We start from the raw sequence: 26,851 nt of genomic DNA, 5'->3' as shown, positions 1-26,851 counted from the left end.
GTTTCTATTCTGTTTTTCTGTCGGTAGATATTTCATCTATTATCTCATTCTCTTTTCTCTCACCTTTGAGGAAGGCAAGCAGCCGCCCGAAAAAGAACGGGGCTTGGTCTGTCCCCAGCTGTGAGCTTTCCCCGTTCCGGGTGGCGCATATTGCAAACCGTCCCAGTCCGAGACTGTCCTGTGGAGGTAGGATATGGAATGACAGGTTTCCCGTACCGTTGATATGAAGCCCGCCACGGTAGGTGTAGAATGTCTTTGCGGTTCTTCTGTCCGTATCAATGTCCACCCGGCTGTAGCCTGTTTTTTCCAGGTGCTCAATTATTTCCCGGACGGATATTTCCATGTCTGTACAACAGTTCGTCCAGTCCATGTTTGCCAGCACCGCCTCATAACGGTCATAAACCGTGTTGAACTGCTTCTGATATTCTTCAAGAAAATTTCCTTCGTCATCGCACATATCTTCAAGCGCAATGCCGCTTCTTTTCACGAGGGCGATATCCGCCAGTCCGCATACCGTTTCGATAAGCAGCGACCGTTCCATATCCCCGTTTTTCCCTATCCCGAATATTTTCATCCGGCAATACCGGAACATGGCAACCCGTGTCGACATGTCAAGGTCTTTCCATACATTGATATTTTCCTGTACATATAGCTTTTTTCTGATTTCTTCCGGCAACGAGTACCACCATTTGTTCAAATTTTCCGTATCCATAAATTTTGATTTAAGTTGTTTTAAAATTCCGCCTTGATTGCCATGTGCGGTATGCAGTGGCATATTCCTGCCTTTCCCGTTCCAGATTGCTTTCCGTTTCCGGGGTATATCCGAGCAGGCGTATGTATCCGCCGTTGCAGCCTGTCAGTTCGCAGCGCATTCCGGCTGCCTCCAGTTTCCCGATGCGTTTCTGTGCCGTCTTCGCACTCGAATATTCCTTGGGCCAGAAATAATGTTCGCCCTGTGAGCCGTAAAAGTCCTCTCCAAGTATCATTTCCCCGATATGTCTTCGGTTCTCGATGAAGCCGAACCGGGCCTTGCCCAGTGCCTGACGTATAGCCTTGTGTGCCGCTCCTTCGGGATGTCTGAAAGCTTCAGGATTGTCTTTTCCCGTAATTTTCGGCAGTTCCATCCGGTACGGCTGTCTGTAGCTGCCGATTCCGAGCGTGAGATAGAAGTTGGTGTGGAAATAGTCGGTCATGGGGTCGCTTTCATCGAAATTGTATGACATCACAAAATCCCTGACGTTTGTCATCACGTCCTTGGCCCGGTCGGTCAGACTGTCTGATGTCTGGATGTTGTAGTGGTTGATGTCTCCCTGTATTTTTCCTGACTCTTTGGTGAAAGCCTCGAAGTCTGCTTTCATCAGCCGGATAAGGATTGAATTGTATCCGTCCCTGCGGACCGAGAAGGTATATCTCGGGTAGGTTTCCTTGAGCCATGCCCTGACCAGTTCCGTGATCTCCGGTGCGGACTGTCCGGTATAGTTGTGTCCTTTCCAGCGGTATTCATTGTACACATATTCGGTGTATTCCTTTGCGGTGGCACCCTGAAAGTCGTGTTCGTAGCCTGTTGGAGCTGTGGAGACGCAGGGCTTGTCTTTCCAGACCTCGAACAATTTTCCGAATTCGGTGTTCACCTGCTGCATGAGGGCAGTGTCACCACCCTTGTCCGGGTGGTGAAGCATTGCCAGACGGCGGTATTCCTTTTTCAGGTCCGCCAGAGAGTGTATGTTTTGAAAATAAGTCATGTCTGTATCCGTTAAAGTCCCGCGAGACGGTTGATGAAATATATCTGCCAGTCCAGGTCAAGCCCGAGGTTGCTGCACGCGATTTCGAAGTCTTCGCTTCTCAGGTCGTTGTCCTCCTGAAGTTCCTGCAGGTTTCTTATCTCGTCGTCCAGGTATTCCTGTGCCTCTTCCTTGCCGCAACTGCATGAGTTGCAGATCAGGTCAATGATATTCCGTGCCATATCTGTTGTCTTTAATTGTTTGTCAGGTATATGTTCCTCTTCTCGTCATAGTTTTTGCCGTTCCACCATTCGTCGGCGGCCTCGGAGAATGTTTGCCCGGAATTGGCTGAAGGGAAATCGGATGTCTTGAATCCGGTCAGGTATTCAAGGTTATCGGTATTGTTGGATTTCCACCATTCCTGCATCTTTTCCAGAAAGGATTGCTTGGAGCAGGTCTCCACATTGTCCTCGCACTGGGAACACCAGATGTCATCGTCCACGTCACTGTGGTATTCGTTCGTGTTTACATCCACCCATGCCTGAATCTCAATCTCTGTTGAACCGCAGTCACTGCACACTTTGATTTTGGAATCGTCCGGGTGTTTGCGCCTGGCCTTGCCGTCATACAGGCTGACGGCCCGTTCCACCAGTTTTTCCCTGTAGCGGTCCGTCAGTTCCGCATAGAACCGTTCGGAGGCTCCGAATACACCCTTGTCCGTCATCAGACTCCATTTTTCCCAAAAATGTGGGTACATTTCCTTGAAGACTGTCTTGCACTCTTCCTCGCACCAGGTATTCCACATGTAGTAGAAGTAGCTGGACACTGCATTTTCCGCTTGATATTTCATACTGTTGTTTCTATTTGAGGTTATACATTTTTGCAAAATGGCTGTTCACTTCAGGAATCCTTTTCTTGTAATAGGGTTGGTTGTCCCTGCACCAGTCCGCCAGTTCCTGTTTGTTTCTGAAAGGTTCCCTCCAGCTTTGCCCGCTCATGATCATTTCCACCTGCGGGGCCAGCTCCCTGATGAACGCTCCGACAGTCCATCCCTCCCGGACGTGTCTGTCCATATTGACTTTTGTTGCCATATTGTCTTTCGTTTTAAGAGTTCCCGTTTGTATTTTCAAGTTGAAGCCTGACTGCTTCGTACATTTGATTGAGCCAATCAATGTTGCTGGCTCCAAGTTCGAAAGGACTCTGACAGAAAACCTCTTCCATACTGTCCTTTATTGTTGCCAACACGGTAATGAACTTGTCAGTAACCTCAATTCCTGTAACATAACACTCGTATGGGTCTCCATTATCGTCAAACCAGATAATCCATACGGGGTCTTCTTCGTTGTCGGTAAACGTGATTTCTTTCAGTCCCTGCGCATCAAGCAGCTCCCTGATGGCTTCGATTATGTCCTTTCTCAGTTCTTCAATCCTGTCGCTGAAACACATGGACGTGTATCTGACCTTGCCTTTGCCACCCCGTTCCCTGAAAGAAAGGATCTGCATGTCGGGGTGACAGCCGAATCTCCAGTCTGTCACCTCGTCATCATCGCAGGTAGTGTGGATGTTTCCGCCCAATACCAGACCGCAGTCTTCCGTTACAATTCTTTCCGCCTCGTCGCGGTCTTCCGCCACGACCTTGTAGGTACCCTCGAAGGTGTACCTTACTCTTACATCGTACTTTGCCATAATTCCTATGATTTGGTTAATGATTTCTGTTGTTGATTCTTATTCTTGGTTCTCGAACGATTCCGGTGACAACCGGTACAGTTCAGCCAGGTTCAGTTTGGCCATCGGGTATTCTACCCATCCGCTTTTGCGTCTGTATCCCGTATCTTCGGCAAGGCTGTTCCTTATGAGGAATTCCATCGCTTCCGGATTGTTGTTTATGTCAATGAATGCCTGGTCGGGAATCCCGAATGCCGGAGAGTCTTCCAGATTGACGGTAAGTACCGTGTATAGTTCCCCGTTGTCCGGTGATTCCAGACTCAGAACCGGCCATCCGTTCGGGTAGAAGCCGGTGACAAGCCTGAATTCCTTTCCATGGTACCGGAATGTCCTTTCAGACCGGTTTTTCCCGGATTCCTGAATTTTGAAGTCGTCTTCTCCTTCAGTGAATGTCCTCACCGGGCAGGACACATCGTAATGGCAGCCGTCTTCGTGTCCGCACAGGTATTCTTTTCCCTTGAATAGGATGATTGCATATTTCTTTTCCATGATTTGATATCTTTAATTGACCATACTTGATTTATGAAGCGACAAGACCTATCTTTTCTCCGAAGAAGGAATCGCATACCCCGTACACATGCTTGATGGAGCATTCATATTTTGAGTTCTCGCTGTCAAGACGGAAGCGGAATCCGTGATAGTCCCTGACTTCCAGTTTCAGTCTGACATCTTTCAGGAGTTCCATTTCCAGGAGGCTTCCACCGCCGTACATGGAGCTGAAGATGCCGCAGCAGTTGCCTTTGGGAATAATGACTTCCCCAAGCGAGAATCCGGCATCATAAAGTTCCTGCAGGCTTACCTTGCCGATATAGGTCAGCAGGTTGGCACCGCAGCAGGAGTTGATAAGTTCATGGTAGAACTGTTCATAGGATACCTGTTCCTTGCCGTCCCTGTATTTTTTGTCGGGGAACCGGCCATATACCGTGTAGCCTTTCTCCACCAGCATTTTCTTCACTTTGGCTGGATTGAGGTTCAGCGCGTCTATCATATCCCCGAAATAGGATTCCTTGTACCGGTATCCTTCCTGCGATTCCAGCCAGTTGGAATTGATGCAGTCGTAGTTTGACAGCATCTCGACACGCACGGGGATGTCATCCGTGTTTTTGAGAAGTTCTTTCAGCGTGTCAGAGTCGTTTCTGTCATAGATTTCTTCCCTGATTTCGTCTTCGTGTTCTTGAAAGAACTTGTCCACTTCCTCTTCCCCGAAATCATGGAAACGGATACATTCATCCTTCAGCTTTGAGACGATTTCACGGACAGCTTCCCATTCGGCGTCACCGTACCATTCGTCCACTTTCTCCCACAGACTTTCACAGCTCCTTTCTTCCAGACACTTCTGGATGGTGTCACGGCAGTTGTCGAGATTGTCGTTGTAGTCCACCCATACCAGCGTGTAGGACTTGTCCATGAGCGATTTCACGAGTTCCATTGTCAGTCTTTCCTGTTCTTCCATTTCTGTTACCTGTGTACGGCAGGATTCTGTTTCCCGTACATGTCGTTTATAAATGAGAAGAGCGACCTTTCGGCCGCTCCCTTGTCATTCGTACTCTTCCTTGAGCCTTTCATATTTCTCTGTTTCCATTTCCGTCTCGCCGTCGAAGTGGAAATGTGCCATATGACCGTATCCGGTTTTAGGCTCACCGCCGCATTTGTGCAGTGCGGTGTCTATTTCCCAGTCGGTATCACCGATGCCGAGGGATATGTATGTCCCTCTGAGCATACACCCGGCCAGCCTCAGTGCGGCATCCTTCCTTTTTTCCCGGCGGAGCCTGTCAAATGCCGCGAGCGCGATTTCCCGGTTGGGTATTTTTATCGTAGTTTCCATATCGTTTCATTTTCAGTTTGCCGTTTCCTTGTCTTTCCCGCTGTCTTTTGCTGCCAGGACACCGAAAGGCAGATCGAGTATCCTGTGGTTAAAACATAGCGTTGAATTGTAGTCCGTGCGTTGCCAGAGGGTAAAATGGTCTCCGGCGAACGACCATCTGAAATAGCCTGACAGTGAGCCGAACTGCGGATTGACATTCCTGCTTATGAGGAAGCGGTTCACATCCACGATGTGTCCCGCCGTCAGTAGTATGTTCAGTATTTCCACGAATGCCAGCTGCGAGTATGGGTCGATAGGCATTACAGGTCCTTTGAAGTTGATTTCCATATCTTTTGTCTTTTAGTCATAATTGTCATCAAATATTTCGTAACGGAATGTAAGCATGTCGCAGTAGTAGCTTGATACGCCCGTGTATATCAGGGCATCTTCTCCCGTGTCCGCGTCTTCTTCCGTTTCCGTGACGGTATCCCCGTACAGGTCATGGTAGTGTGATACCATCATGTGCGGGTCATCCGTGGTGATGTCATATCCGTAACTTCTGCTCCAGCTTATGAAAAACTCCGTTTCTTCCTCTTCGAGCCTTTCAAGGGCATCCCTGATCTCGAAGAAGTTGGGACAGAGCCATTCACGGCTGATCAGTGTGTCCGGAATGTTTTCCCATTTCGGATACCGGTATTCCGGTTCCTTTTCCCCGGGAAACAGGTCGGAACAGGCACTCAGGAACTCGCCCATGTCGCTGTAGTCGGACAGGTGCAGCCAGTAGTCCCTGTAATCCTTTATGTCAATGAGATGCTGTGTGGTCACGGCAATCTCTGCATTGTTCAGATCCATATTACTTGTCTTTTATGTATGTGGATGCCGGGGATTCCATTCCACCGACCTCGACAAGGTGCCGTGTCCCGGCTGTGCAGGGTTTTTCGGGAAAATACCGCAGCTCCGCGAGGATGATTTTCCTGAAAACCGCCTGCGGCCTGACCTTGCTCAGCCGATGGGGACGCGGCTTACCTTTGTCGGTGGGAATGGAACTCCCGGTCTTCTTCATACGGTTCATATTTATTCTGTTATGCGCTGGCTTCCCCAGCTGATGTGTATTTTGCCTTCACTGTCCTGCGTGCGGATGAGCAGGCTGTCGATGACAGACATTGTGATGTCGAACTCCTCGAAGATTTCTGACTGTTCTTTGACCTCACCGGTCTTGATGAATTCGTTCAGACGCTCCTTGGTCAGTACCAGTGCCATCAGGTTCTGTTCGACCGAATCTTCGTAGGTGACGTAGTGGACATCCTTCATTTCTTTGGAATCGAGACGGATGAAACGGAAGTAGAACTGTTCCATACGGGGGATGTTCCACTGCAGGGATTCCAGTATCACGTCGTTGCAGGTAGGTATGTTCACGGAGCTGCTCAGGCTCTGCTGTGTGCATATCAGGATGCCGTTGATGGTGGAGTCGAATTCGGTCACGATGCTCTGCCGTTTCTTGAAGGCTACATCTCCCTTGACCACAAATACAGGTCTGTCGGGAAAATGTTCCCGGATATAGCTCTCGTAGAGGTCGAAGGCCGCCAATGTGGTACATCCGATGGCAACCTTACCCGGTATTGTCCTTATGAGCCTTTCAATATAGCGGGTCTTGGAAGGATAACTGTCACCGTAGTATCCCTCTATCAGGTGAGGTACCGAACAGGCTTTGATAAGCAGCTTGATCTGCCTCATGAGTCTCAGTCCTGCATCCTTTTTCGTGTCTCCCGTGCTGTTGTAGTACAGCTCACAGATGCGGCAGAATTCCTCGATGATGACACGGTATACCTCGTGTTCTCCTTCCGAGGGACGGACGGTATGTGTCCGTATCCGGTATTTCTCTCCTGCGAAGTCCCTGAATTTACGGGTGATGACCGTTTTGCCGATAAGTTCGGAGAGTTCGTCCTTGTTGTACACGTCCTGGTTCTGTTTCTCGATGCCGAATACAGTGGCTTTCCCCGGACAGTGGCAGGCACGGAAAAGGACATGCCCCCTGAAGGCGGGGAACGGTGTTCCGTAATCCGGGTTGTTCTCTTCCTCTATCTCGTGGTCCCTGTTTTCGTGGTAGACCTGCGGGCTCCAGCATATCATATTTACGGAGTTGTTGTAGAGTAGTTCGAACTGGCTGTACAGTTCCGCGATGTTGTTGCGGGTGGTTGTTCCCGTGTCGAGGATCTTGTACCTGAGCCTCCTGAATATGCACAGGATGTTTCTTGTACGCTGCGATGTGGGATTGGTGATTTCGTCCGACTCGTCGAAGACAAGGCACAGCTTGCCGGAAGTGCGTTTCACGAAACGCATCAGTCCTCTTTTCAGTTTCCGGAGCATGGAGGTGGAGACGACAAGGAATGTCCCTTCCGGTATGTTGTTGAGGTCGCCGGCGGTCTGTATTGTACGGAAGCGTTCCTTGTTTATGGTAAGGAACGGTATCCAGGTCATGTTGGTGGCGATGGCCGGGGCAAGTATGATGACGTTCTTTGCCTTTCTGAACTTGAGCAGGTATTTCGCCCTGTGATAGACGGCGGCGGTCTTGCCTGAACCCTGCTGCCAGTTCAGCAGGGCGTAGCGTTTCTGCAACACGAGGTTCAGGTCGTGTTTCTGCAAGTCCGTGAATTCGCAGACTTCACCGTCCTTGTTGATGAATGTGGTGCGGTCCAGGTATTCCTTCAGGCCGGCATCTTCCCGCATTTCCGCAAACTGGAGATTCTGGGTCTCGTATTGCCTCTGTTTGCGCCGTATCAGTTTACTGGCGGCACGGATCTGCCGCATGTTCTTTTCTGTGACGTTTTCCGGCATCGGGAGTTCGGCCCTTCCGAGTATGAGGTCGTTGATGCCTGCGGCCTTGTGCGTGACCTTGTCAAGCAGACGCGGGGCATATTGCTTCAGCTTGAAGCCGTAGGATGTCTTCACCAATGCCACTTCCTTGCGCGGCACCACGTTCTGCGAGGTGATGTACCTGCGGATGATGCCGAGAACCTTGCCGGTGGTCAGCTTCTTGCGTTCCCATTCCTTTATCTGTTCCCGGGTGGCATTTTCCGGCGGTTTCTGGTTGCGGAATTTGGACACCAGCGCCTCCGCCTTTTCGACATGCCTGTTCAGCACGGCATGGGCTTTCAGCTCGTACATGTATTTGGCGAGCCTGTACTCGAACTGTTCCAGCTCTTCTTTGTCTATATGGTTGCACTCCCGCATCAGCTGGAGGCGCAGCCGGTGTTTCATTTTCCGCACTTCGGCTATGCGTTTCTTCAGCTCATCCATGCTGACAAACTCTTCCGCGTTGTAGGGCTGCATTTCAATATGGAGGGAACGGCGGAGGAATACCATGATTTTTGTTGCGAAATTCTGTACGCCCACCGTAGAGAAGGCTGAATGTTCCAGCCTGGTCTGGCCGATGAAGGAGAAATTCGAGTTGATTTTCGCCACGCGTGTCTTTTCCCAGAACTCGTTCTGCATGAAGGAGAGAGGGACGATGACCATCAGGATTCCGGCAGGGTTGAGCACGTCATAGGCCTTGTCCATGTAGAATTCCTGCGACAGCCTGTAATCAAATTTCAGGTTGAAGGGCGGATTTCCGACAATGATGTCGAAACGCTGTTCGGGATTGTACAGCTGTATGTCGCATTTCTCGATATGAGCTTCCGGGTAGAGGTATCTGGCAACGGCCACCGCCTTGCCGTCAATGTCGAATCCGTAGGCATTGTGCAGGTTGGGCAGATGGTTGAAGAAGTTGCCCATGCCGCAGCACATGTCAAGTACCATTTCCGCCGATGTCGGAGAAAGGGTCTCCACCATGCTCCGGCATATGTCGTGCGGGGTGAAGAACTGTCCCATCTCGAATTCCTTCTTGGCCTCGGCGTATTCATGGTAGCTGGTGAAATCCGACTGCCTGAGGTTGTGCAGTCCTCCGATTCCCGTGTAGCAGTTGTAGATGCTTTCCTTCGGAACGAGGTCCTTGCCGGAGTCTATGGCGAAAAGGATTTTCTCGTTGATCTCGGCACGCCTGTCCTGGGGAATCTGTTGGGGTATGATGGCATACATGTCTTTTCTTTTTTAATGGTTGGAAACGAAGACACCCCGCAAGGATGTCTTACGGGGTGTCTGAATAAGTATTTCATGAATCACTCTTCTCTGAGTGTGATTTCATCCAGCCGCAGCCTTCTGTAGCAGTTCTCTGCGGCCTGGCTGTCCTTGAAGCGTACGTCGATGCGTCCGTTCTTGTAGAACTTGATCTGTTCTGCGTTGCTCAGGGTGAGGTTGTACCATTCGGTTATATCCACATCGCGTCTGTCAAGGCCGATGACCATACCGCTTGAACCGTTTATCACGTCATCTGCCCCGTATGCGATACCTTCGCAGAAAATGTCCACTTTCCTTCCGCAGTCATACGAGAACTCATATTCCCGGTGGTATTCCAGATGGATGCTGTCCCAGGACACGATGTCAGGGAAAGTTATCTTGTCCTTTTTCAGTTCGGGCTTCACCTTGCTCCAGCGGGAAGGCTGTACCGTTTTCAGGAAACGGGCCAGCAGTTCTTCCTCTGCGGTCTCACGGAAACTTTTTCCGCCGAGGTGTTCAATGACCATGTCCACGTAAGTCTGGTAGACCGGACGGAATCCCATGCGCATGGCCTTCTCGTCGATTACAGGAATGGGTACGTCTACATTGTAGGTCCTGTTGAAATAGGAAATGATGCGATTCGCGAAATTCGCGTTGGCATTGCAGTTGTTGTCCGCAAGCTCGTTGATGAGGTCAAACGGTTTGAATTCGTTGTGGGTATAGTCATCCTCCCCGCTGTTGTTGAAATAGAAATTCCGTATGGAGACCTTACCGTTATCCTCATACTTGAAGCTCTTGATTTCCCGGTACCGTTCCGCTTCTTCCTTGAAGATGGCATACCAACGGTCGATACGGTCAAGCGTCTTGTAGAGCTGGTCCTGCTGGAGCTGGCAATACTGCCTGTCCTGTTCTGTAATCTTGTCCTCGTTCCTTACTTGCACGTTCAGGATACCTGTGAGCAGGTCAGTGTGGCTGCCTGCTGTTCTTGTTGCTGTTGTCTGCATAACTGTATTGTTTTAGAGATTGTCAATTTCGGGTTTGATACGGTAACAGTAGGTGATGCGGCTGTCCATGTCCTTGACCAGCTTGACCTGTTCGGGATAAAAGTTGAGACGCCGTTCCACGGCCTGGACATCTATTTTGTCCCACTCGTGCTGCGGCAGGAACCGGTTCTCATGACGGAAACACCAGAGAACGATATGGTTTTCCTGGTTGCCCTTGAACACGGTCCCTTCATAGTCCTTCAGGAACTGTAGGAAGTCCTCTTCGGTCCTGAAAGCCTTGTCGAAGCCTTGGTACAGGTTACGTGCGTCCGGACCCGTGTTTTTTGTCAGATAATACTGTCTCCATGTCTCAGTGGTGAAATCGCCGTAGAGAGGGTCAGGTTCGGAATAGGACCATAACGGCACTTTTGCCGTGAATGCGACGGCACCGTTGGCGCACGCACCGCAGTTGCCCCAGTCTTGGAATATCCCTTCCGTCCATCTGACGAACTTCAACTGGAGGGGGTCAATATGGTGGAAGGATCCTCCGCTGACACTTAAACCGATACCGTCATACTCTTCCCATATGAAAGGGATATAGGGGATTTCACAGATGGAAATCAGTCCGTCCGTATTTTTGCGTTTCTCGATGAGGGCGTTGCCGTAATATTTCCCGTATCTGTCCACATAGATGAGTCTGTCACCGACCTGTGGAATCTTTTCAGAGCGTGTCCTTTCTATCAGTTCCACATAACCGTTGGCCATATCCACGTCCTGCTGTGTCAGCCGGTGTTCATGATCGTACAGAATGTTCAGTGGTTTGAGTGTTTCCACCGTGTACTTGTTCTTTGTTGCCTGTAACATAACATTTGATTTTTTGTTAGTCCGGCTTCTGGGGCCGGAGTTCCCATAACTACAGGCTTAAAAAGGTCGTGTTCCGTACATGCAAGGCTTCGGGAAAAAATACCGCAAGCCCTCCGGGGCGAGGATGATTTTTTCTACGAACCCGAAGGGCTTGGCCTTGCTTGTACGGGAAGAACACGAATTACCTTTGCCTGTGGTTATGGGGACTCGGCTACGGTATGCTTGTTTTTCCCGATATGTTTTTATTCCGTAAGATTGCAGCCGTTTATATGGCCTTTTCAGAAAGAAATGTTATCTTTGCAGGTGAGATAAAGAGTTATTTGAAAGCATGAGAAATATGGCGGTTCGGAACAGTCCGGCTTTTTCTTATCCATTGCCCGTTCTCGTGCGAGTTTTATCCAATCTGTTGATAGTCAAATAAAACCTACCTGATTACAACAAATATACGAACAAATTTGCGATTGGCCAAGAGTTTGGGCTTATTTGTGGGCTTGTGCTGTCTTTATTGAGTTGCGTTTCGGTTTTTCAGGCGTTAGCCTGTGCTTGCTTCGCCACCATGGGGCCGGTGTTTATCCGCGATTGTGTTGATTGGTTAAAATGATGCTTGCCAGATGATTCCGTCATCCGGCCTGAACCCGTGCCGCGGCTTTGCGTTGGTGTGCCTCGCCGCGCTTTCGGCAAAGGCGCATGGCAGCCTGTTGTGCAACGGTGTGAAAGTGCCCTTCGGCATCCGGCAGCCGTCCATTGCCGTTAACATTTTATGTTTAAATGCGGCGCCAGCGGTTGGGTTTGATAACAGACTGGCATACAGTGAGTTGCCAAAAGCTCTGTGTAAGGCTGCTAAACGTGCCGTTTTGCGGTGCCGAACGTGCCGTATTGCAGCCTGGTATGGGCTGTTTTATGGCGCGAAATGGCGCATGCGGTAAATCAGTGTGGCTGACACTGTTTTTAGTTGCATATTTGCAAGTAATGTCACATTGCCGAAAATAAACAAAGCGCAATAGGCTGTCGGGCCGCCTTATGCTTGGTTCGATGTTCATGCCGTGCTTGTCAAGCGCTCCCATCCCCACCTCGGCGTCTTGCCGGCAGCTTTGCCTTGGAGTGGCCAGCCACGCCTTATGCTGAGTAATATGCCGGTCTGCACGGCAACATGGCTAAGTCTGCTTGGCCTCCGGCGGCCGGTTTTGAGTAAATAAATGGCGTCAGGCATGTGGCTGTCGCGGAAAATCATTAACTTTGTGCTGTGCCGACAAGGCAATGCCTGCATCCGTAATTCCTGGTGCGGGCATGGCTGTGTAGTCAGCTTTGTTGTTTTTGCGCGTTGTCGGAATATATGTTATAAAATGCAATCGAGATGGAAAACTACCGTATTGTCAGCATAAGCTAACGGCCGGAGTTGCGCAAGGCCGCCGCCGCATGGTTTCATCGGAAATGGGACATACCCGAGGACGAATACCTTGACAGCATCGACGAGAGCCTTGGCGGGTCTGTTGGCGTGCCTCAATGGTATGTGGTGTTGGCCGGAGGCGACATCGTTGGCGGCGTTGGCGTGATAGACAACGACTTTCATGAGCGCACAGACCTCGCCCCGAATGTCTGCGCCCTTTATGTAGAGCGGCAATGGCGGCGCCGTGGCTTGGCCGGGTTGCTGTTGGAGCGCGTGTGCCGCGATATGAAGCGGGTGGGCTTTGCGGCGCTTTATCTTGTCACCGAGCACGACTCGTTTTATGAGCGCTATGGCTGGAAATTCATTGGGTGGGTGAAGGAAACCGGCAGCGATGGCCTGATACGCATGTACGGCCGGGCGCTCGACTGTTGACGTTACCTGGGCTGGAAACCGCATGCCGGCATCAATGCGCGCCGTGGCACAGATGGTGCCATGGGGCGCCGGATGGTTCATTTGTGCAGGTTGCCGCACAGTTTCATGTGCAATATCGGAAACGGGTTGCCCTCGCCGTCGGTCTCATCGCGGCCGAATGTTTCAAATCCGAGGTGCCGGTAAATGGCCTCGGCAGTGCGGTTTTGTTCGTTTACGTCAATGTAGATGGCACCATACCTGTCGGTGGCAGTGCTTATCAGTTGCTTGCCGAGCCCTTTCCCTATGTGCGGCGGGGCTACAAACAACGCTTCAATCTTGCGATTCTGTATGCCGATGAATCCTGTAGGCGTGGTTCCGCAATACGCAACAACCAACGTCTCGATTGTGCGCAGTGCCGTTTCTGCCTGCGGCCTAATGCGCTCTATGTCTGGCTCGGCCAGAAAGTGGTGGGTGGTTCGCAGCGAAGCCTCCCAGATGTCAAGCAGTTTGCCGGTCAGTTCGTCGGTGCGTTCGGACTTGTCTGTTTCTTTTGTGTGCATTGCCGTGGCGTTGCCGTTTTGCTGTTCTCCTTGTCTGTCCATTTGTTTTGTTTCGGGCAAAGTTACCAATTCCATGTATAATGCCCTGCTCATGGCCGGTTAATAAAAGTGAATGCGCGTTGGTTCGTGTGTAGCGGCCTTTGTGTGGGCGCCTTGTTGTGCCCTTCGGGCTTAATGATGCCTCGTGGGCTGATTCTTCGTTTAACTATCCCGATTCTACTGTGAAATTGTTACCTTTGCAACGTTCCGGCCATTGTGCCTTGCGCTTTTGTGCGTTTCACAGGTCGGGACGGCAAGAAATAAGTGATGTACTATAAGAAGATGGATTTGGGTTTTGGGGAAAATGAGGCCAAATGCGTGTGGTCTGGCTTTGTTGCACGCTTGATGCCGATGCTTCCGGTCGTTGCGCTCATTGTATGTTTCGCCTTGCCGTGCACAGCCCGGCAGGGTGGATTCACCGTTCGTGGCCGCGTGGTCGATGCGCTTTCGCGCAGGCCGGTGCCGTTCGCCGTGGTCTCGGTCTACGGCGAGTCGGGCCATGGTGCCTCGGCCGACAGCCTTGGCGTGTTTGCCATCAGTGGCGTCACGCCAGGCATGCACCGCCTTTCTGCCAGTTGCATGGGGTATAAAGACATGGTGTCCGACGAGTTTCTTGTCTCTGCAACCCTTCCGCCTGTGGTTCTTGAGTTAGAGGAAGACGCATCGGTGCTGGCCGGTGTCACCGTCAGTGCCACGCCGTTGCGCATAGACAAGGTAAGCCCTGTGAGCCTTCATCTCATCGGCATGGGCGAGATAGAGAAGAGCCCGGGCGGCAACCGCGACATATCGCGCATTGTCCGCTCTTATCCCGGTGTGTCGTTTTCGCCCATCGGCTATCGCAACGACCTCATCGTGCGCGGCGGTTCGCCGTCGGAGAACCGCTTTTTCCTCGACGGCATCGAGATACCCAACATCAATCACTTTGCCACGCAGGGGGCCACGGGAGGCCCGGTGAGCATACTCAATGCCGACTTCATACGCGAAGTGCAGTTCTATACCGGCGCTTTCCCTGCCGACAAGGGTGGGGCGCTCAGCTCTGTGCTCGACATAAGGCTGCGCGACGGCAATGCCGAGGGCAACAATTTCAAGGCAACCCTCGGTGCGTCGGAGGTGTCGCTGAGCGCGTCGGGGCATGTGGGGCGGCGCACCACCTATCTCTTCTCCGTCCGCCAGTCGTATCTGCAGTTGCTGTTCAAGATGATCGGCCTGCCGTTTCTGCCCAATTTCATCGACGGGCAGTTCAAGGTTAAGACACGGTTTTCCGAGCACGACGAACTGACGGTGCTCGGGTTGGCCGGCATAGACGACATGAAGCTGAACACCGACGAAGAGGGTGAGGACGCGGAATACCTGCTCAGCTACCTGCCGCGCATCAAGCAGAACACGTTTACCGTAGGGGCTGCGTATAAGTATTACTCGGGCCGCAACGTCACAACGGTGTCATTGGGCTACAACTATCTGTATAACAGCAACCTTAAATATCGTGACAACGACGACTCTTCGCCCGACAACCTCACGCTCGACATCTCTTCGCACGAGCGGAAGGCTTCGCTCAGGGCCGAAAACCGCACGTACGGCGAACGTTGGACTGTGGCCGAGGGGGCCGACGTCTATTATGCGCGGTATGACGACAATTCCTTTCAGCGGCTTTATGCCGCCGGCGGGCGGACAGACCGCAGCCAGTCGGCTGCCATCGGAATGGTCGGCTGGGGGGCGTATGCCTCCGCCCGCTACAAGAGCAGCGACGAACGGCTGACGGCTTCGGCCGGTTTGCGTTTCGACGGGTGCGGCTATTCGTCGCCAATGGCCCGCGTTTGGGACAATGTGTCGCCCACGCTGTCGGTGTCGTGGCGTTTCGTTCCGTCGGTGGCGCTCAACGCGGCAGTGGGCCTATACCACCAATTGCCGCCTTACACTGCGCTCGGCTACAAAGCCTCCGACGGCAGCTATGCCAACAAGGGGTTGCGGTATATGCGCGTGGCCAATGCCAACGTCGGGGCGGAGTGGAATGTTTCACAAGCCATGGTGGTTTCGCTTGAGGGGTTTTACAAGCAGTATTCGCGCTTGCCGCTGTCGGTTGCCGACGGCATTCCGTTGTCGTGCAAAGGCAACGATTACGGCATTGTTGGCAACGAACTGCTCACGTCTACGGCCGAAGGCAGGGCTTTCGGGCTTGAGGCGTCGTTGCGCTGGCAGAAGCCGGGCCGATTTGTGTCGGTGGCTTCTGTCACGCTGTATCGCAGCGAGTTTCGTGATGGAAGCAAGGGTGGGGCGTATGTGGCGTCGGCATGGGACAACCGTTTCATCGCCAACGTTAGCGGTACCTACGAGTTGCCGCGCAACTGGAGCGTTGGTGCCAAGCTGAGTGCCATTGGCGGTGGCCCGTTCACGCCGTATGATGTCGATAAGTCTTCGCTTGTTGAGGCTTGGGATGCGCAAGGCAGGCCCTATCTTGACTATTCGCGCTACAACACCGGGCGCCTCGATGCGTTCTGCCAGCTGGACGTCAGGGTCGACAAGAACTACTACTACCGCAGTTGGCGGCTCGGCATATATGTCGATTTGCAGAATGTTACCAAGAGTGTGTTGCGCCAACCCGACGTGCTTATGAGCACGGGGATTGTTGAAAACCCAGGTGCACCGGTAGCTGAGCAACGTTACCGCATGAAGTATCTGCCGCAGGAGAGCGGCACACTGCTGCCTACCATCGGCCTCACAGTTGAGTTCTGACGGGCGCCCGACTCTGTCCGCCGGTGTTTGTGTCTCTCTGTCATTACATGTCCGGGGGTGCCCATTGCTCGCAGCCAGTGGGCTGTGTTGCCTTTGTGGGTGGCGTCTTTTTGCTTTCTGCCGTTTATGTCTCGATGCTTTGTAGGGGTGGCGGGCTGCGTCCGCCATGGTGTTACGCGCTAATTTGCCATTGGCGCGGCCTCGGTCGCTTCACCCGTCAGCTACGATAACGCGCTGATAGCGGCGGGGGTTAATTATATTGGTGCTGTTTGTATGCTGCTCAATGGCATCTATGAAAAAATAAAACCCTGCCGCTTGCGCGAACAGGGCTAATGAAAGGAGGAGTGGTACCACCAGGAATCGAACCGGGGACACAAGGATTTTCAGTCCTTTGCTCTACCAACTGAGCTATGGCACCATTGTTTTTCGTTTGCGGATGCAAAGGTAGTCATAATTTCCGAGACCCGCAAGAATTGCTAAAAGAATTTCATTCGGTTAACTTCTTTTAAATGTTTGCCGCCCGTTTTGCCTCTGTCGGTCGTTTAATTCCAAAACTGTTCCACACTCTCTATGGGCTGATTGTACAGCGGCATTGCCTGATTGGTGTCGGCCTTAGCTTGAGGCTATGTTGCAGAACGGATGCCTGCGGGCGGCTTTTAGGCTCAGTGAAGGCTATATGAATGTAGAAACAGGCATCTTGCAGCATTATTGCTGATTGGGCAAAATTGTACCTGCAATGGTTGGTATGGGGGTAATTGCAATAGTGTGCGGATGTTTCTTGCCATCTTTTTTGGTGGATCGTTTGTTTTGTGTTACTTTTACAAATGAGTTATGTTAGATGTCCGAAGCAATCTTTTGCATTATATTTATATGGTTTGTTTGGCTTTTTCGGCACTATCGTGTGTCTCGTGAAAGTCTCCCCGTGGGCCTGTTACGAGCTACGTTCTTGCCGTAGGCTATCCCGGGGATGGGGCGTCTGATGTTAGTCCTGTTCATGCCATGCTACATGTATCTTCAGTTCCCGAGTTCATTTTACAAGGATTGTCGGTTGGCAAGAATGCCGGCGTGTCTGAACTTGGCCATGGGGTGGCGGCTGGAGTATGTGGGTTTATTTGCAACATGGCCGGAAAGGGTGTTTACAGTCTGCTTTCCAGGGCGTATTACTATGTCGGGAGCATTTGCCGGGACATGGATGATATAAAGCGTGCAGTTGCATTTTATCGCAAGGCAGCCGAAGAGATAGTCGATGACAGAGACTTTGGGCTGAAGAGCAACGCGTATTCTCAGATTGGAAGGTTGATGATGCTTCAGTCTGATTGCAATATGGCAGCCCGGTATTATTGTTTGTCTTACCAAACCGATTCGGCCCGGAGAGACACCACGGCCATGGTGCATTCTTTGCTGTATATGTCTATGGCTTACCAGAGGGAAGGCAGGTTTGATGATGGCGTAAGTTGTCTTTATCGGGCTGTGGCTTTGGGTGAGAAAGCAAAATTGGGCTTGCGGTATGATGCTTACCATCGGCTGAGCCTGTTGCTGTGTGATAGTGGTGATTACAATCAGGCTTGGCGCTATGTTCAATACCCCTTGCGTTTGGCTGATTACGGCGACCGTGATGCAGTATGCGCAACGGCCATGGACATCTGCGTGCATACCGGCAGGATTGACTCTGCCCGCGTTTTATGCAAGCAGTTGATGCAGAGCAACTCTGCCTACGCACGCCGGTATGCTGCAAATGCCTTGGTCAAGATTTCAGGCATGAGCGACCAACATGGCAGTGCCGCCAAATATATTGATTCTTATGTCTTGTCTTCCGATTCTGTAGATATGCTTGAAAGCTGTCTTGATATGTCCGATGCATTGCCAACAACTGAGCGTTGGGTGGTGGATGATGAGATTTCATTACTGAAAGCCGACCTTCACGACAGTCGTGTGGTTTTGCTTGGCGTTTCTTCGTTGCTGGGTGTTATGACGTTGTTTCTTTTTTTTGCCAATGCCAGATACGGGGCCATGCGGCAAAAGCATAGCTTAGGAATTGCCAAATTGCAAAATAAAGAAACAGATTTCATTGTTCAAAGCGGTGATAAGATGATTGAAGCCTCAGATGAAATTAGGCATTTGATGCAGAAATTGCACGAGTCCGCTTGCATACGTGAAGAGCTTGAGGCAGAGGTGGCCCAACATAAAAGCAGATTGCAGGCGTCAATGGAGGCAAGTAGCAGTGAGGCAGTAATGAGAAACGTACGCGACTCCCGGCTTGTCGGCTCCGAAGCGTTTGCCTTGGCCAAGAGCCGTGTGGCAGTGTCAAAGCCTTTGTCACAAGCCGAATGGTTGCAGGCAGAAGAAGAACTCGGGTGTATACTGGTTGGGTTTAAGGAGGCTTTATACAGTGCCCATAACATCAGTGAGCATGAATACTGCATTTGCCTGCTGGTAAAAATGGGGTTTTCAAACAAGGAAATAGGTATACTTATTTGTCGTGCGGCAAATGCTGTTTCGCTGGCGCGCAAGCGCTTGTATAAGAAACTTACCGGACGTGACGGCACCGCTTCTGATTTTGATGATTTGATTAAGTCGTTGTAAATGAGGTTACTATACAGATTGCTGAACCGCATGTGAACGTTTGAAGGCAAAAGTGAACTTTTTGTGAACAAGATTTTTCGCCAGTGTGGCGGCAAAAATATATTTTTGCATCGACGCCACCAACTATGTTTAACAAAAGGTTTAGTTTATGAGCAACCGCTTAATGTATATTTCCCATCGCTTCATTGGCTTTACGCCTACGTGCAATCAAGCCACGGATGTTTTGAAGTATGCCGATTCTGTCAGGCAAACATGCAGTTTGGGTGGCAAGTTGCCATTGGTTGAACGTTCCTGTCACCGTGGTTCCACTTTGTTCACCGCTGAATTGCCCATGGTTGAAAAGGTGGCATGGCATAAGGCCGGCCGCACTGTTAGTCGGCCTGTTATATATTTAACATCCAAAGTAGTGGTCTTGAGCAAAGGCAAGGTGAATATCCGCGAGACATGTTCGTGAAACTGCCTATTTGTTTACTTTATTATTAAGAGGTATATTTATAGAAATATAACGATATAAGTATGTAGTCATGAAACAGATATTTTAATTTTTGATGCTATGTATGCCGGTCTTTGTCTTTGGCGAAGGGTTGGCACCAGATTCATCGATGGTTGATTCGACCGGAACCGTGCATTATGACAAGTTGACTAAATGGTATTATAGAGTGTATGACAGGTGGGAAAGTGAGGCAGAGGCATCGTTCACTTATCCCCACACAACCTTACACCGTGGTTTTTCTTTTCAGGTATCACTGTAAACCCCGTAGGGCGGCTTACTGTTGGGGCGTCTTACGTGTTTTTCCTCGGATTGTACCATCCTGAAGGCGAGAAGCGCTACCTTACTTCCCACGGCATTGGCGGCAGCTTGGGTTACCGTCTGTTCCAGGCCAACCACGACAGGTATTTATTCAAAAAAGACTTTGTCGTTGAGTTGCGTGTGCGCTATGCCCACAGCTTGGGTGGGCGATGCGACCTTGAATACAACCTATACGACGCTGGTCTCCTTTTTTATAATAAACGCCATAAGCGCATTCCGTACTTCACAATAGGTTATCGCAATGTAGACTCCCGTACGGATGGCATACGAAACATGAATGCCCTCTATCTCTCGATAACGTTGAGATAAGATGGCATAGGTCGTTGTTTGCCCTGAGCCTACCCGGCCTGTAAGGCTATTGCCTTGTTGCAGGTTCAGCCTCTGCTGCCATCGGTGACACCGTGTCGCCGATGGCGCATTGCTTTTATTGGCTTCTTGGTCATCGCAGCCCTGGCTTTTCCATCGCATTGACGTGCGTATGCGTGTTGCACACATGCTTGTTGGCGTAAGCCCTGGCTTAAATTGTGGTTGGCTCTTTTTGCTTACGGGCCTACGCTTGCGGTAAGGGGGCGTGGTTACGGTGCTGCCGCTTCATTTCAGAGTCGCCCTGATGCGGCTCAGGCTCACCGGCGTTACGCCGAGATAAGAAGCCAGGTGCTCCAGCGGAACGCGGCGCAGCAGTTCCGGGTGGTTGGCCATAAGTGAGCTGTAGCGCTCGGCCGCAGTGGTAAACAGTTGCGGAATTAGCCTTTCTTCGGTGCGCAGCATCTCCTTTTCGGCAAACCGCCGTCCCCAGTTGGCACTGTTGACGTCGTCGGCAAACAGGGATGTCAGCGTGGCATGGCGCAGCACGTAGAGCACCGTGTCTTCGATGCACTCAACGCTCTCGTAGCCCGGCAGCCCGCTGACATAGCTTTTCATCGACACCACCGGTGTGCCCTCGGCGCCGAGCCAGAAAGTTATCTCGCGGCCATGTGTGCTCACAAAGGCCCTCACTATGCCCTTCTTGATGAAAAACACATTGCGCTCGGTCTTGCCCGCGCGCAGTATTCGCGTGCCTTTGGCGTATGTCACTTCTTCCATGCAGGCCGCCATGCGCTCCATTGAGCCGGCAGGCAGCGGGTGGATGGCGTTTATTATGTCGCTCTTGTCCATTGTCGCAGTTTGTCGTTTGTCGTTTCCTTTGGTTGCGGTGTTGTCTGGTTGCGGCGTGTTGCGGCCGCCCTTGCTGCCCGCCGTTGGTGAGGTTTAAGCTGTGGGGTGTGCCGGGCAGGCGTGGTCGGCTCTGTTTTCGTTTGTCTGAGTCTCGTTTCCCTGAAGCATGGTCTTGTTGTATGAGCATCCGGCTTTTGTCTTTTTCCAATGCCTGCCTGGCCGTTTTTTGCGTGGCATGGCGCGCGGTGTCGCAATGCAAACAGGCATAGTGGCAGGCAGGGTAGGGAGCCCGGATGCCCCGCAGGCAGCTTCTTATCAAATGTAAAGTGTCGCGACGGCATTTTTCATTACCTTTGCAGCCGAAAACAAGCATTGGTAAAAAATAGCAAGACAAATGAGTTGGATTATTCTTATCGTGGCCGGTCTTTTTGAGTCGGCCTTTGCCTTCTGTCTCGGCAAGATGAAGGGGCAGGCGGGCATTGAGTATTAATATGTGGGGAGCCGGCTTCATCGTAAGCCTTGTCATGAGCATGCTGCTTCTGGGCAAGGCTGTCCACACGCTGCCCATTGGCACGGCCTATCCCGTGTGGACAGGCATTGGTGCGGTCGGTACGGTAGTTCTCGGCATAGCCTTCCTTCACGAGCCCGTTTCGGCGGCGCGCATTTTCTTCATCGTCACCCTCATTGGGTCGGTTGTCGGGTTGAAGATGAGCTGACGTCACGGCAGGTAACATTTTCTTACAATGCCCGGGCAACCGGCCGTGTGCCCTTGTCCGGCATTGCAATATAGCCCGTTTGGCAGTCTGGCATGGCCCGTTTTGACTGCTGATACGGGCTGTTTTGCCATGCCAAACGGCCCATGTTGCAACATGTTGCCAGTCAGGCGGTTGAGTGGAAAGCTCCTGACGGTGAAAAAACATTGCAAATATGGCAGCCGTGTGCGAGGCTGTGGCGGCTTGAAAACGAAAGGGCCGGGCGGCCTGCCTTTATGGCACTGCCGCCCGGCCGGTGTTCATTTGAGTGGGTTCCAGCCCTGCGCTTTCAGGTCAAACTCGTTGCCGTCGCGTGAGACGAGCACCCGGCCGAGACTCTCTTTCGTGATGTGGCCGATGAGCTTCACGTCGTCCATGGCCTCAATCTTCTCGTGGTCGCCTATTGGTACGGTGAACAGCAGTTCGTAGTCTTCGCCCCCGTTCAGGGCGCATGTGGTCACGTTCATGTTCAGTTCCTCGGCCATCACAGCCGTCTGGTAGTCTATCGGCAGGTTCTTCTCGTAAATCCGGCACCCCACATGGCTCTGTGTGCAGATGTGGGTGAGCTCGCTCGACAGCCCGTCGCTTATGTCCATCATGGCCGTGGGACGCACCCCCGCCTCGCGCAGGCGGGCAATGATGTCGCCTCGGGCCATGCCTTCGAGCTGCCGCTGCAGCAGGTATTCGCGGCCGGCAAAGTCGGGCTGGAAGTGTGCCAGCTGCTCCAGGGCCCGCTTGTCGCCTCGCTTCTTGGCCTCGTCTACCTGCTGGTAGTACACCGATTTCTCGCGTTCGAGCAGTTGCAGTCCCATGTACGCGGCCCCGAGGTCGCCCGATACGCACACCAGGTCGGTGTCTCTTGCCCCGTCGCGGTAGACGATGTCGGCCGCGTCGGCCTCGCCGATGCACGTTATGCTTATGGCCAGCCCGGTGAACGACGACGTGGTGTCGCCACCCACGATGTCCACTCCCCAGCGGTCGCAGGCTGCTCTCAGTCCGGCATACAGCTCGTCCATGTCTTCCACGGTAAACCTCTTGCTTAGCGCCAGGCTCACCGTGAGCTGCCTCGGTGTGCCGTTCATGGCAAACACGTCACTGATGTTCACCTGCGCGGCCTTGTATCCCAGGTGGCGCAGGTCGGTGTATGTGAGGTCAAAATGCACCCCCTCCATCAGCAGGTCGGTCGTTACGAGCACCTCCTTGTCGGGGTAGTGCATCACCGCGCAGTCGTCGCCGACGCCGCGCAGTGTCGATGCGTTCTTCGGCTTGATGCCTTCGGTGAGGTGGCGGATAAGCCCAAACTCACCAAGCTTGGCAATTTCGGTCATCCTATGTGCCTCCCCTCAAGCCCTGTTTATCATCTCGCGCATAATCTCGGTCATGAGCGGCTGAGCCTTGTTGGCCGCTTCCTGCACCTCTTCGTGGCTTACCTCTACCGGCGTGTCTTCGAGTCCGAGGTCGGTGATGATGCTTATGCCAAAGGTGCGGATGCCGCAGTGGTGGGCAACGATGACCTCGGGCACGGTGCTCATGCCCACGGCGTCGCCGCCGAGCCGGTGGTACATCTTATACTCCGCGGGCGTCTCGAACGTCGGGCCCTGCACTCCAACATACACTCCGTGAACCACCCGTATGCCCTTTTCGGCCGCAATGGCGTCGGCTTCGGCTATGAGAGCCTTGTCGTATGTCTCGTGCATGTCGGGGAATCGGGGCCCGGTGGGGAAGTTCTTGCCCCTGAGCGGGTGCTCGGGGAAGAAGTTTATGTGGTCGGTGATTATCATCAGGTCGCCTATCTTGAACTCCGGGTTCATGCCGCCCGAGGCGTTGCTCACGAACAGCGTGCTGATGCCGAGCTCATACATCACCCTGATGGGGAACGTAACCTCCTTCATCGAGTAGCCTTCGTAGTAATGGAAGCGCCCCTCCATGGCCATGATGTCTTTCCCTCCGAGCTTTCCGAAGATGAGTTTCCCGGCATGTCCCTCTACTGTAGATACGGGGAAGTTGGGTATGTCCTTGTAGTTGAACTCGTAAGAGTCAGTTATTTCTGAAGCTAATTGTCCCAGTCCGGTGCCCAGTATTATCGCTGTCTTTGGGCTTGTTGTCATCCTTTGCTTTAGCCAGGATGCTGTTTCTTGAATTTTTGCGTACATATCCTATTATGTTTTCGTTGAAATTGTCTTCTTGTTCGAGCATGAACCTGATGTGAACCGGCAGCACATATATGGCCTTTCTCACCTCGTCGGTCAGCTCTTTCAGCCCGGCCAGCCTTGCCGCGTCCTTTTCCGTCGTTACGATGAGCCTCGGTGCGGGTGTGGCCTCGAAGGTGCGGTTTATCCGGTTGGCGTCTTCGGCGGTGAAGTTGTGGTGGTCGGCAAATGTCAGGGGGCGTATGTCGGGGCACAGCGGCGCCAGGTCGAGCATCATTTGCTTGGGCGATGCGATGCCCGTCAGCAGCACTATGTGCTTCTGTTTCCTCAATGTCTCTATGCCCAAGGGGCGCCCTCCGGCCAGCGGATGCAGGTCGCCGTAGTCGAGCCTGGTGAAGTACAGGTGCTGGTATGGGTACAGGTCCATGGCCTTTGTTATCACCCTGAACTCCATCGGCTTCAGGTCGGCCGGGCATTTCGTGATGATCACGATGTCGGCCCTGTTCTTGCCAGACAGCTGTTCGCGCAACCTGCCGGCCGGCAACAGCTTGTCGTAGATGATCAGGCGGTGGTAGTCGACGAGCAGGATGTTGATGCCCGGCTTGACATACCGGTGCTGGAAGGCGTCGTCGAGCAGCACCACGTCGATGCCGTCGGCCGACTTGTCTTCTGTCAGGCGGCGTATGCCGTGGCGCCGGTCGCGGTCTACGGCCACGGTGACGTCGGGAAACTTGTGCTTCATCTGGTAAGGCTCGTCGCCGATGGTGCGTGCTGTCGCCGTGCTGTCGGCCACCACATAGCCCCTTGTCTTCCGTTTGTAGCCCCTGCTGAGCACTGCCACGCGGCACTTATGGCGCAGCAGGTCTATCAGGTATTCCACGTGTGGCGTCTTGCCGGTGCCTCCCACGGTTATGTTGCCTACCGAGATGACTGGCACGTCGAAGCTTTCCGACTTGAGCACACCCAGGTCAAAGAGCGCGTTGCGCACCCTTACGGCCAGTCCGTAGAGCCAGCTCAGCGGCAGCAGCCATTTGTTTATCCTGATGAAGTCGCCTTCCATTTACTTTATTGTTATCATGTATGGCATCCGGGCCTGTATCGCGTTGTGCCTGTTGATGTCTTTTATCAGTTTGAACGGGGCGTAGTATTCGCCCAGGGTCTGGCGCAGTTGCTCGTCGAGATAGTTGCCGTTGGCCGACGAAACGGCCATTATCTGCTCCATCCATGTGGGTTGTGCAGGGTAGGCGGCAGTGTTGTAGTCGGTCAGCTTGGCCAGTTCGGCAGCTTTGGCCACGGCGTCGTCAATCCCTCCGAGCCCGTCGACGAGCTTTACCTTCAGGGCGTCTGAACCGAGCCACACCCTTCCCTGCGCTATGCTGTCAACGTTGGCGGTGCTCATCTTGCGGCCTTCGGCCACTCGTTTGATGAAGAGCCGGTAGCCGCGGTCTATGTATGCGTTGAGGTAAGCCATCTCCTCGGCATTGAACGGGCGCGCCATGGTGCCGAATGCACTGTGCTTGTTGGTCGTTACCTCGTCGAACTTGATGCCCAGCTTGTCGGTGAGCAGCCCGCTGAAGTCGGGGAACATGCCGAAGATGCCTATCGAGCCGGTCAGCGTGGTGGGCTCGGCGTATATGTAGTTGGCGGCGCAGCTGAGGTAGTAGCCACCCGAAGCGGCCATGCCGCCCATCGACACCACCACGGGCTTGCGCTCCCTTAGCTTCGTCACGGCGTGCCATATCTGCTCCGAGGCGTACGCGCTGCCGCCCCCCGAGTTTACTCTCAGCACCACGGCCTTTACGTCATCGTCGTCGGCCAGCTTCTCGAGGTCGCTGCAAACCTTGTCGCCTGCTATGCATGCCTCGGTGTTGATGCCCCCGGGGTTGGTGTCCACCACATCGCCGTAGGCATAGTATACGGCCACTTCGCCGCCCTTGCCATTGTCGGCTCCGGGCAGGTTTTTCATGTCGGCCAGCGTCAGCTGGTTTATCTTCCGGTCGGCGTCGATGCCGAGCAGGCGCTTTATCTCGCCCTTGACGTCGCTTGCGTATACCAGCTTGTCAACCATCTTCATCTTCACCAGCTCCTCGGCGGCAGCCAGCGTGACCATGCTGTCGGCATAGGCGTCAAGCCGTTGCTTGCTCAGCTTGCGGCTTTGGGCCACGTCGGTGAGCATGGTGTCCCAGATGCCGTTGATGTATGCGGCCACCTGCTCGCGGTTGGGGCCGCTCATCTTGTCGGCCGTGAACATCTCGGGGGCGCTTTTGTACTTGCCCACCTTGGCCAGCTGCATCTTCACCCCGAACTTGGCCATGAGATCTTTGAGGAATATCGGCTGCGCGGCCAGGCCCCGCCAGTCGACCACGCCCTGCGGGTTGAGCAGCACCTTGTCGGCCACCGAGCATATATAGTAGGTAGACTGCGTGTATGCGTCGGCGTATGCCACTATCCATTTGCCGCTCTCCTTGAAGTCGGCCAGCTGCTTGCGTATTGCTTGTGTCGATGCCGGTGAGTCGGGAACGAACATGCCTGCCTCGATGTATATGCCCTTTATGTTGTCGTCGTCCTTGGCCTTGCGTATGGAGTTGAGCACATCCTCCAGCCCCACCACAGCCGGGGCGTTGCCCGTTATCTGGCTGAACACGTCGTCTTCGGAGCGCTCCTGCATGGCGCCGGAGAGTGACAAGACGAAAACGGAGTTGTCTTTTACCTTCGGCTTACTCTGCTCAGAGGCCAGCATGCCTATGAGCGATATGATGCCGAGGAACATCATTACTGCCGAGACTGCTATTATGCCGGTCACAGTGGCAAGGGTGTACTTCAGAAAGTCCTTCATAATCAATCGTTGTTTTTATACAGTTAGAAAATCATAGCGTGCATTGAGGTCCGTTCCCCGCCCGCAAGAGTTATCCCGGGGGCGGTTGGGTGGGTTGGCGTCTGAGCAGCATAACTTTTGCAAAGATAGCAAATTTTCCTTCGTTTCGTGTAATAAATGCATAAAAATATGCTGTTTCTTGTTTTTTGTTACTTGTAGACCGGCCTGTCGTGCCAATGTGTCGGCGCGGCCACAGGCAGCGGCAG

At 52.7% G+C, this 26,851-nt stretch carries 26 protein-coding genes, 1 tRNA gene and 1 pseudogene; 6 read left to right on the top strand and 22 right to left on the bottom strand.

Translation table 11 applies throughout. The annotated features are described in order from the left end of the window. Positions 1 to 4 precede the first annotated feature (4 nt). The 15 genes from H6B30_RS06210 to H6B30_RS06140 form a co-directional block, all read right to left on the bottom strand. A complete protein-coding gene (locus H6B30_RS06210) occupies positions 5 to 712 on the bottom strand; it encodes a hypothetical protein (RefSeq protein ID WP_071149212.1) in 708 nt (235 codons plus the stop codon). A gap of 10 nt (positions 713 to 722) precedes the next feature. Further along, positions 723 to 1,742, bottom strand: a complete 1,020-nt coding sequence (locus tag H6B30_RS06205; protein ID WP_071149211.1) for an LPD29 domain-containing protein — start codon at positions 1,740 to 1,742, stop codon at positions 723 to 725. Between the two features lie 11 nt (positions 1,743 to 1,753). After that, positions 1,754 to 1,963 (bottom strand): hypothetical protein, encoded by a 210-nt coding sequence (locus H6B30_RS06200; RefSeq protein WP_071149210.1) that lies wholly within the window; start codon positions 1,961 to 1,963, stop codon positions 1,754 to 1,756. Positions 1,964 to 1,974: 11 nt separating this feature from the next. Then, a complete protein-coding gene (locus H6B30_RS06195; protein WP_071149209.1) occupies positions 1,975 to 2,571 on the bottom strand; it encodes a hypothetical protein in 597 nt (198 codons plus the stop codon). 10 nt (positions 2,572 to 2,581) lie between these two features. Continuing rightward, on the bottom strand, positions 2,582 to 2,794 hold the full coding sequence (locus H6B30_RS06190) for a hypothetical protein (RefSeq protein ID WP_239483662.1): 213 nt from the start codon (positions 2,792 to 2,794) through the stop codon (positions 2,582 to 2,584). 31 nt (positions 2,795 to 2,825) lie between these two features. Further along, positions 2,826 to 3,407 (bottom strand): hypothetical protein, encoded by a 582-nt coding sequence (locus H6B30_RS06185; protein ID WP_057254238.1) that lies wholly within the window; start codon positions 3,405 to 3,407, stop codon positions 2,826 to 2,828. A gap of 39 nt (positions 3,408 to 3,446) precedes the next feature. Beyond that, entirely contained in the window at positions 3,447 to 3,935 is a 489-nt protein-coding gene (locus H6B30_RS06180; RefSeq protein WP_025279125.1) for a DUF4313 domain-containing protein, read from the bottom strand. 31 nt (positions 3,936 to 3,966) lie between these two features. After that, a complete protein-coding gene (locus H6B30_RS06175; protein WP_057254240.1) occupies positions 3,967 to 4,899 on the bottom strand; it encodes a hypothetical protein in 933 nt (310 codons plus the stop codon). Positions 4,900 to 4,983: 84 nt separating this feature from the next. Then, on the bottom strand, positions 4,984 to 5,271 hold the full coding sequence (locus H6B30_RS06170; RefSeq protein WP_022460396.1) for a hypothetical protein: 288 nt from the start codon (positions 5,269 to 5,271) through the stop codon (positions 4,984 to 4,986). A gap of 12 nt (positions 5,272 to 5,283) precedes the next feature. Beyond that, positions 5,284 to 5,598 carry a DUF8466 domain-containing protein gene (locus tag H6B30_RS06165; RefSeq protein ID WP_005801751.1) on the bottom strand — a complete coding sequence of 105 codons (315 nt, stop codon included), beginning with the start codon at positions 5,596 to 5,598 and terminating at the stop codon, positions 5,284 to 5,286. Between the two features lie 12 nt (positions 5,599 to 5,610). Beyond that, the gene (locus H6B30_RS06160; RefSeq protein ID WP_057254243.1) at positions 5,611 to 6,102 is read right to left on the bottom strand and encodes a hypothetical protein; all 492 of its coding nucleotides are present in this window, start codon (positions 6,100 to 6,102) and stop codon (positions 5,611 to 5,613) included. A 1-nt stretch (position 6,103) separates the two neighbouring features. Further along, on the bottom strand, positions 6,104 to 6,322 hold the full coding sequence (locus H6B30_RS06155) for a hypothetical protein (protein ID WP_235847274.1): 219 nt from the start codon (positions 6,320 to 6,322) through the stop codon (positions 6,104 to 6,106). A gap of 2 nt (positions 6,323 to 6,324) precedes the next feature. Next, complete coding sequence (locus H6B30_RS06150; RefSeq protein ID WP_118686911.1) at positions 6,325 to 9,327, bottom strand: N-6 DNA methylase; 3,003 nt, start codon at positions 9,325 to 9,327, stop codon at positions 6,325 to 6,327. An 80-nt stretch (positions 9,328 to 9,407) separates the two neighbouring features. After that, positions 9,408 to 10,349: a hypothetical protein gene (locus tag H6B30_RS06145; protein ID WP_072544855.1), complete on the bottom strand. Its 942-nt coding sequence runs from the start codon at positions 10,347 to 10,349 to the stop codon at positions 9,408 to 9,410. A 12-nt stretch (positions 10,350 to 10,361) separates the two neighbouring features. After that, positions 10,362 to 11,192 (bottom strand): DUF4121 family protein, encoded by an 831-nt coding sequence (locus H6B30_RS06140; RefSeq protein WP_072544854.1) that lies wholly within the window; start codon positions 11,190 to 11,192, stop codon positions 10,362 to 10,364. A gap of 611 nt (positions 11,193 to 11,803) precedes the next feature. Here H6B30_RS06140 and H6B30_RS06135 point away from each other — a divergent pair. Both H6B30_RS06135 and H6B30_RS06130 read left to right on the top strand, forming a co-directional pair. Further along, positions 11,804 to 12,118, top strand: coding sequence for a hypothetical protein (locus H6B30_RS06135; RefSeq protein ID WP_205108932.1), 315 nt, complete (start codon positions 11,804 to 11,806; stop codon positions 12,116 to 12,118). A 470-nt stretch (positions 12,119 to 12,588) separates the two neighbouring features. Next, the gene (locus H6B30_RS06130; RefSeq protein ID WP_205108931.1) at positions 12,589 to 13,011 is read left to right on the top strand and encodes a GNAT family N-acetyltransferase; all 423 of its coding nucleotides are present in this window, start codon (positions 12,589 to 12,591) and stop codon (positions 13,009 to 13,011) included. A 77-nt stretch (positions 13,012 to 13,088) separates the two neighbouring features. On the opposite strand, the gene H6B30_RS06125 is transcribed toward H6B30_RS06130, so the two are convergent. Further along, positions 13,089 to 13,592, bottom strand: coding sequence for a GNAT family N-acetyltransferase (locus H6B30_RS06125; protein WP_239483651.1), 504 nt, complete (start codon positions 13,590 to 13,592; stop codon positions 13,089 to 13,091). A gap of 342 nt (positions 13,593 to 13,934) precedes the next feature. On the opposite strand from H6B30_RS06125, the gene H6B30_RS06120 reads away from it, so the two are divergent. After that, positions 13,935 to 16,319, top strand: coding sequence for a TonB-dependent receptor (locus tag H6B30_RS06120; protein WP_439116959.1), 2,385 nt, complete (start codon positions 13,935 to 13,937; stop codon positions 16,317 to 16,319). Positions 16,320 to 16,664: 345 nt separating this feature from the next. Here H6B30_RS06120 and H6B30_RS06115 read toward each other — a convergent pair. Continuing rightward, positions 16,665 to 16,737, bottom strand: a tRNA-Phe gene (locus tag H6B30_RS06115). 770 nt (positions 16,738 to 17,507) lie between these two features. Between H6B30_RS06115 and H6B30_RS06110 the strand changes: the two genes are divergently transcribed. Together H6B30_RS06110 and H6B30_RS06105 are read left to right on the top strand one after the other, a co-directional pair. Then, positions 17,508 to 18,902: a hypothetical protein gene (locus tag H6B30_RS06110; protein WP_205108930.1), complete on the top strand. Its 1,395-nt coding sequence runs from the start codon at positions 17,508 to 17,510 to the stop codon at positions 18,900 to 18,902. Between the two features lie 802 nt (positions 18,903 to 19,704). Next, entirely contained in the window at positions 19,705 to 20,022 is a 318-nt protein-coding gene (locus tag H6B30_RS06105; protein ID WP_205108929.1) for a hypothetical protein, read from the top strand. Between the two features lie 282 nt (positions 20,023 to 20,304). Here H6B30_RS06105 and H6B30_RS06100 read toward each other — a convergent pair whose 3' ends face one another. Next, positions 20,305 to 20,868, bottom strand: coding sequence for a Crp/Fnr family transcriptional regulator (locus H6B30_RS06100; RefSeq protein WP_205108928.1), 564 nt, complete (start codon positions 20,866 to 20,868; stop codon positions 20,305 to 20,307). 394 nt (positions 20,869 to 21,262) lie between these two features. On the opposite strand from H6B30_RS06100, the pseudogene H6B30_RS06095 reads away from it, so the two are divergent. Then, a pseudogene (locus H6B30_RS06095) lies at positions 21,263 to 21,584 on the top strand (DMT family transporter). 296 nt (positions 21,585 to 21,880) lie between these two features. On the opposite strand, the gene thiL reads toward H6B30_RS06095, so the two are convergent. Genes thiL through sppA form a run of 4 tightly spaced genes read right to left on the bottom strand, consistent with a single transcriptional unit; the run spans position 21,881 to position 26,606 of the window. Then, on the bottom strand, positions 21,881 to 22,948 hold the full coding sequence (thiL, locus tag H6B30_RS06090; protein ID WP_205108927.1) for a thiamine-phosphate kinase: 1,068 nt from the start codon (positions 22,946 to 22,948) through the stop codon (positions 21,881 to 21,883). 15 nt (positions 22,949 to 22,963) lie between these two features. After that, positions 22,964 to 23,773: a purine-nucleoside phosphorylase gene (locus H6B30_RS06085; protein WP_205108925.1), complete on the bottom strand. Its 810-nt coding sequence runs from the start codon at positions 23,771 to 23,773 to the stop codon at positions 22,964 to 22,966. Continuing rightward, positions 23,658 to 24,830 (bottom strand): tetraacyldisaccharide 4'-kinase, encoded by a 1,173-nt coding sequence (gene lpxK, locus H6B30_RS06080; RefSeq protein WP_205108923.1) that lies wholly within the window; start codon positions 24,828 to 24,830, stop codon positions 23,658 to 23,660. The genes H6B30_RS06085 and lpxK overlap by 116 nt, the downstream gene beginning before the upstream one ends. After that, the gene (gene sppA / locus H6B30_RS06075; protein WP_205108921.1) at positions 24,831 to 26,606 is read right to left on the bottom strand and encodes a signal peptide peptidase SppA; all 1,776 of its coding nucleotides are present in this window, start codon (positions 26,604 to 26,606) and stop codon (positions 24,831 to 24,833) included. Positions 26,607 to 26,851 lie beyond the last annotated feature (245 nt).

The organism is Marseilla massiliensis (genome assembly GCF_016899955.1).
In the GTDB taxonomy this organism is placed as follows: domain Bacteria; phylum Bacteroidota; class Bacteroidia; order Bacteroidales; family Bacteroidaceae; genus Prevotella; species Prevotella intestinigallinarum.
This window is presented reverse-complemented; position numbering and strand designations above follow the sequence as displayed.

Excerpts from the sequence above, each read along its gene's own strand:
- H6B30_RS06155 (WP_235847274.1), bottom strand. The coding sequence starts at position 6,322 with ATGAACCGTATGAAGAAGACCGGGAGTTCCATTCCCACCGACAAAGGT.
- H6B30_RS06205 (WP_071149211.1), bottom strand. The coding sequence starts at position 1,742 with ATGACTTATTTTCAAAACATACACTCTCTGGCGGACCTGAAAAAGGAA.
- H6B30_RS06150 (WP_118686911.1), bottom strand. The coding sequence starts at position 9,327 with ATGTATGCCATCATACCCCAACAGATTCCCCAGGACAGGCGTGCCGAG.
- H6B30_RS06135 (WP_205108932.1), top strand. The coding sequence starts at position 11,804 with ATGATTCCGTCATCCGGCCTGAACCCGTGCCGCGGCTTTGCGTTGGTG.
- H6B30_RS06185 (WP_057254238.1), bottom strand. The coding sequence starts at position 3,407 with ATGGCAAAGTACGATGTAAGAGTAAGGTACACCTTCGAGGGTACCTAC.
- H6B30_RS06200 (WP_071149210.1), bottom strand. The coding sequence starts at position 1,963 with ATGGCACGGAATATCATTGACCTGATCTGCAACTCATGCAGTTGCGGC.
- H6B30_RS06120 (WP_439116959.1), top strand. The coding sequence starts at position 13,935 with ATGCCGATGCTTCCGGTCGTTGCGCTCATTGTATGTTTCGCCTTGCCG.
- lpxK (WP_205108923.1), bottom strand. The coding sequence starts at position 24,830 with ATGGAAGGCGACTTCATCAGGATAAACAAATGGCTGCTGCCGCTGAGC.
- H6B30_RS06145 (WP_072544855.1), bottom strand. The coding sequence starts at position 10,349 with ATGCAGACAACAGCAACAAGAACAGCAGGCAGCCACACTGACCTGCTC.
- H6B30_RS06175 (WP_057254240.1), bottom strand. The coding sequence starts at position 4,899 with ATGGAAGAACAGGAAAGACTGACAATGGAACTCGTGAAATCGCTCATG.
- H6B30_RS06140 (WP_072544854.1), bottom strand. The coding sequence starts at position 11,192 with ATGTTACAGGCAACAAAGAACAAGTACACGGTGGAAACACTCAAACCA.
- sppA (WP_205108921.1), bottom strand. The coding sequence starts at position 26,606 with ATGAAGGACTTTCTGAAGTACACCCTTGCCACTGTGACCGGCATAATA.
- H6B30_RS06180 (WP_025279125.1), bottom strand. The coding sequence starts at position 3,935 with ATGGAAAAGAAATATGCAATCATCCTATTCAAGGGAAAAGAATACCTG.
- H6B30_RS06170 (WP_022460396.1), bottom strand. The coding sequence starts at position 5,271 with ATGGAAACTACGATAAAAATACCCAACCGGGAAATCGCGCTCGCGGCA.
- H6B30_RS06195 (WP_071149209.1), bottom strand. The coding sequence starts at position 2,571 with ATGAAATATCAAGCGGAAAATGCAGTGTCCAGCTACTTCTACTACATG.
- H6B30_RS06190 (WP_239483662.1), bottom strand. The coding sequence starts at position 2,794 with ATGGACAGACACGTCCGGGAGGGATGGACTGTCGGAGCGTTCATCAGG.
- H6B30_RS06165 (WP_005801751.1), bottom strand. The coding sequence starts at position 5,598 with ATGGAAATCAACTTCAAAGGACCTGTAATGCCTATCGACCCATACTCG.
- thiL (WP_205108927.1), bottom strand. The coding sequence starts at position 22,948 with ATGACCGAAATTGCCAAGCTTGGTGAGTTTGGGCTTATCCGCCACCTC.
- H6B30_RS06210 (WP_071149212.1), bottom strand. The coding sequence starts at position 712 with ATGGATACGGAAAATTTGAACAAATGGTGGTACTCGTTGCCGGAAGAA.
- H6B30_RS06100 (WP_205108928.1), bottom strand. The coding sequence starts at position 20,868 with ATGGACAAGAGCGACATAATAAACGCCATCCACCCGCTGCCTGCCGGC.
- H6B30_RS06110 (WP_205108930.1), top strand. The coding sequence starts at position 17,508 with ATGGATGATATAAAGCGTGCAGTTGCATTTTATCGCAAGGCAGCCGAA.
- H6B30_RS06125 (WP_239483651.1), bottom strand. The coding sequence starts at position 13,592 with ATGGACAGACAAGGAGAACAGCAAAACGGCAACGCCACGGCAATGCAC.
- H6B30_RS06160 (WP_057254243.1), bottom strand. The coding sequence starts at position 6,102 with ATGGATCTGAACAATGCAGAGATTGCCGTGACCACACAGCATCTCATT.
- H6B30_RS06085 (WP_205108925.1), bottom strand. The coding sequence starts at position 23,773 with ATGTACGCAAAAATTCAAGAAACAGCATCCTGGCTAAAGCAAAGGATG.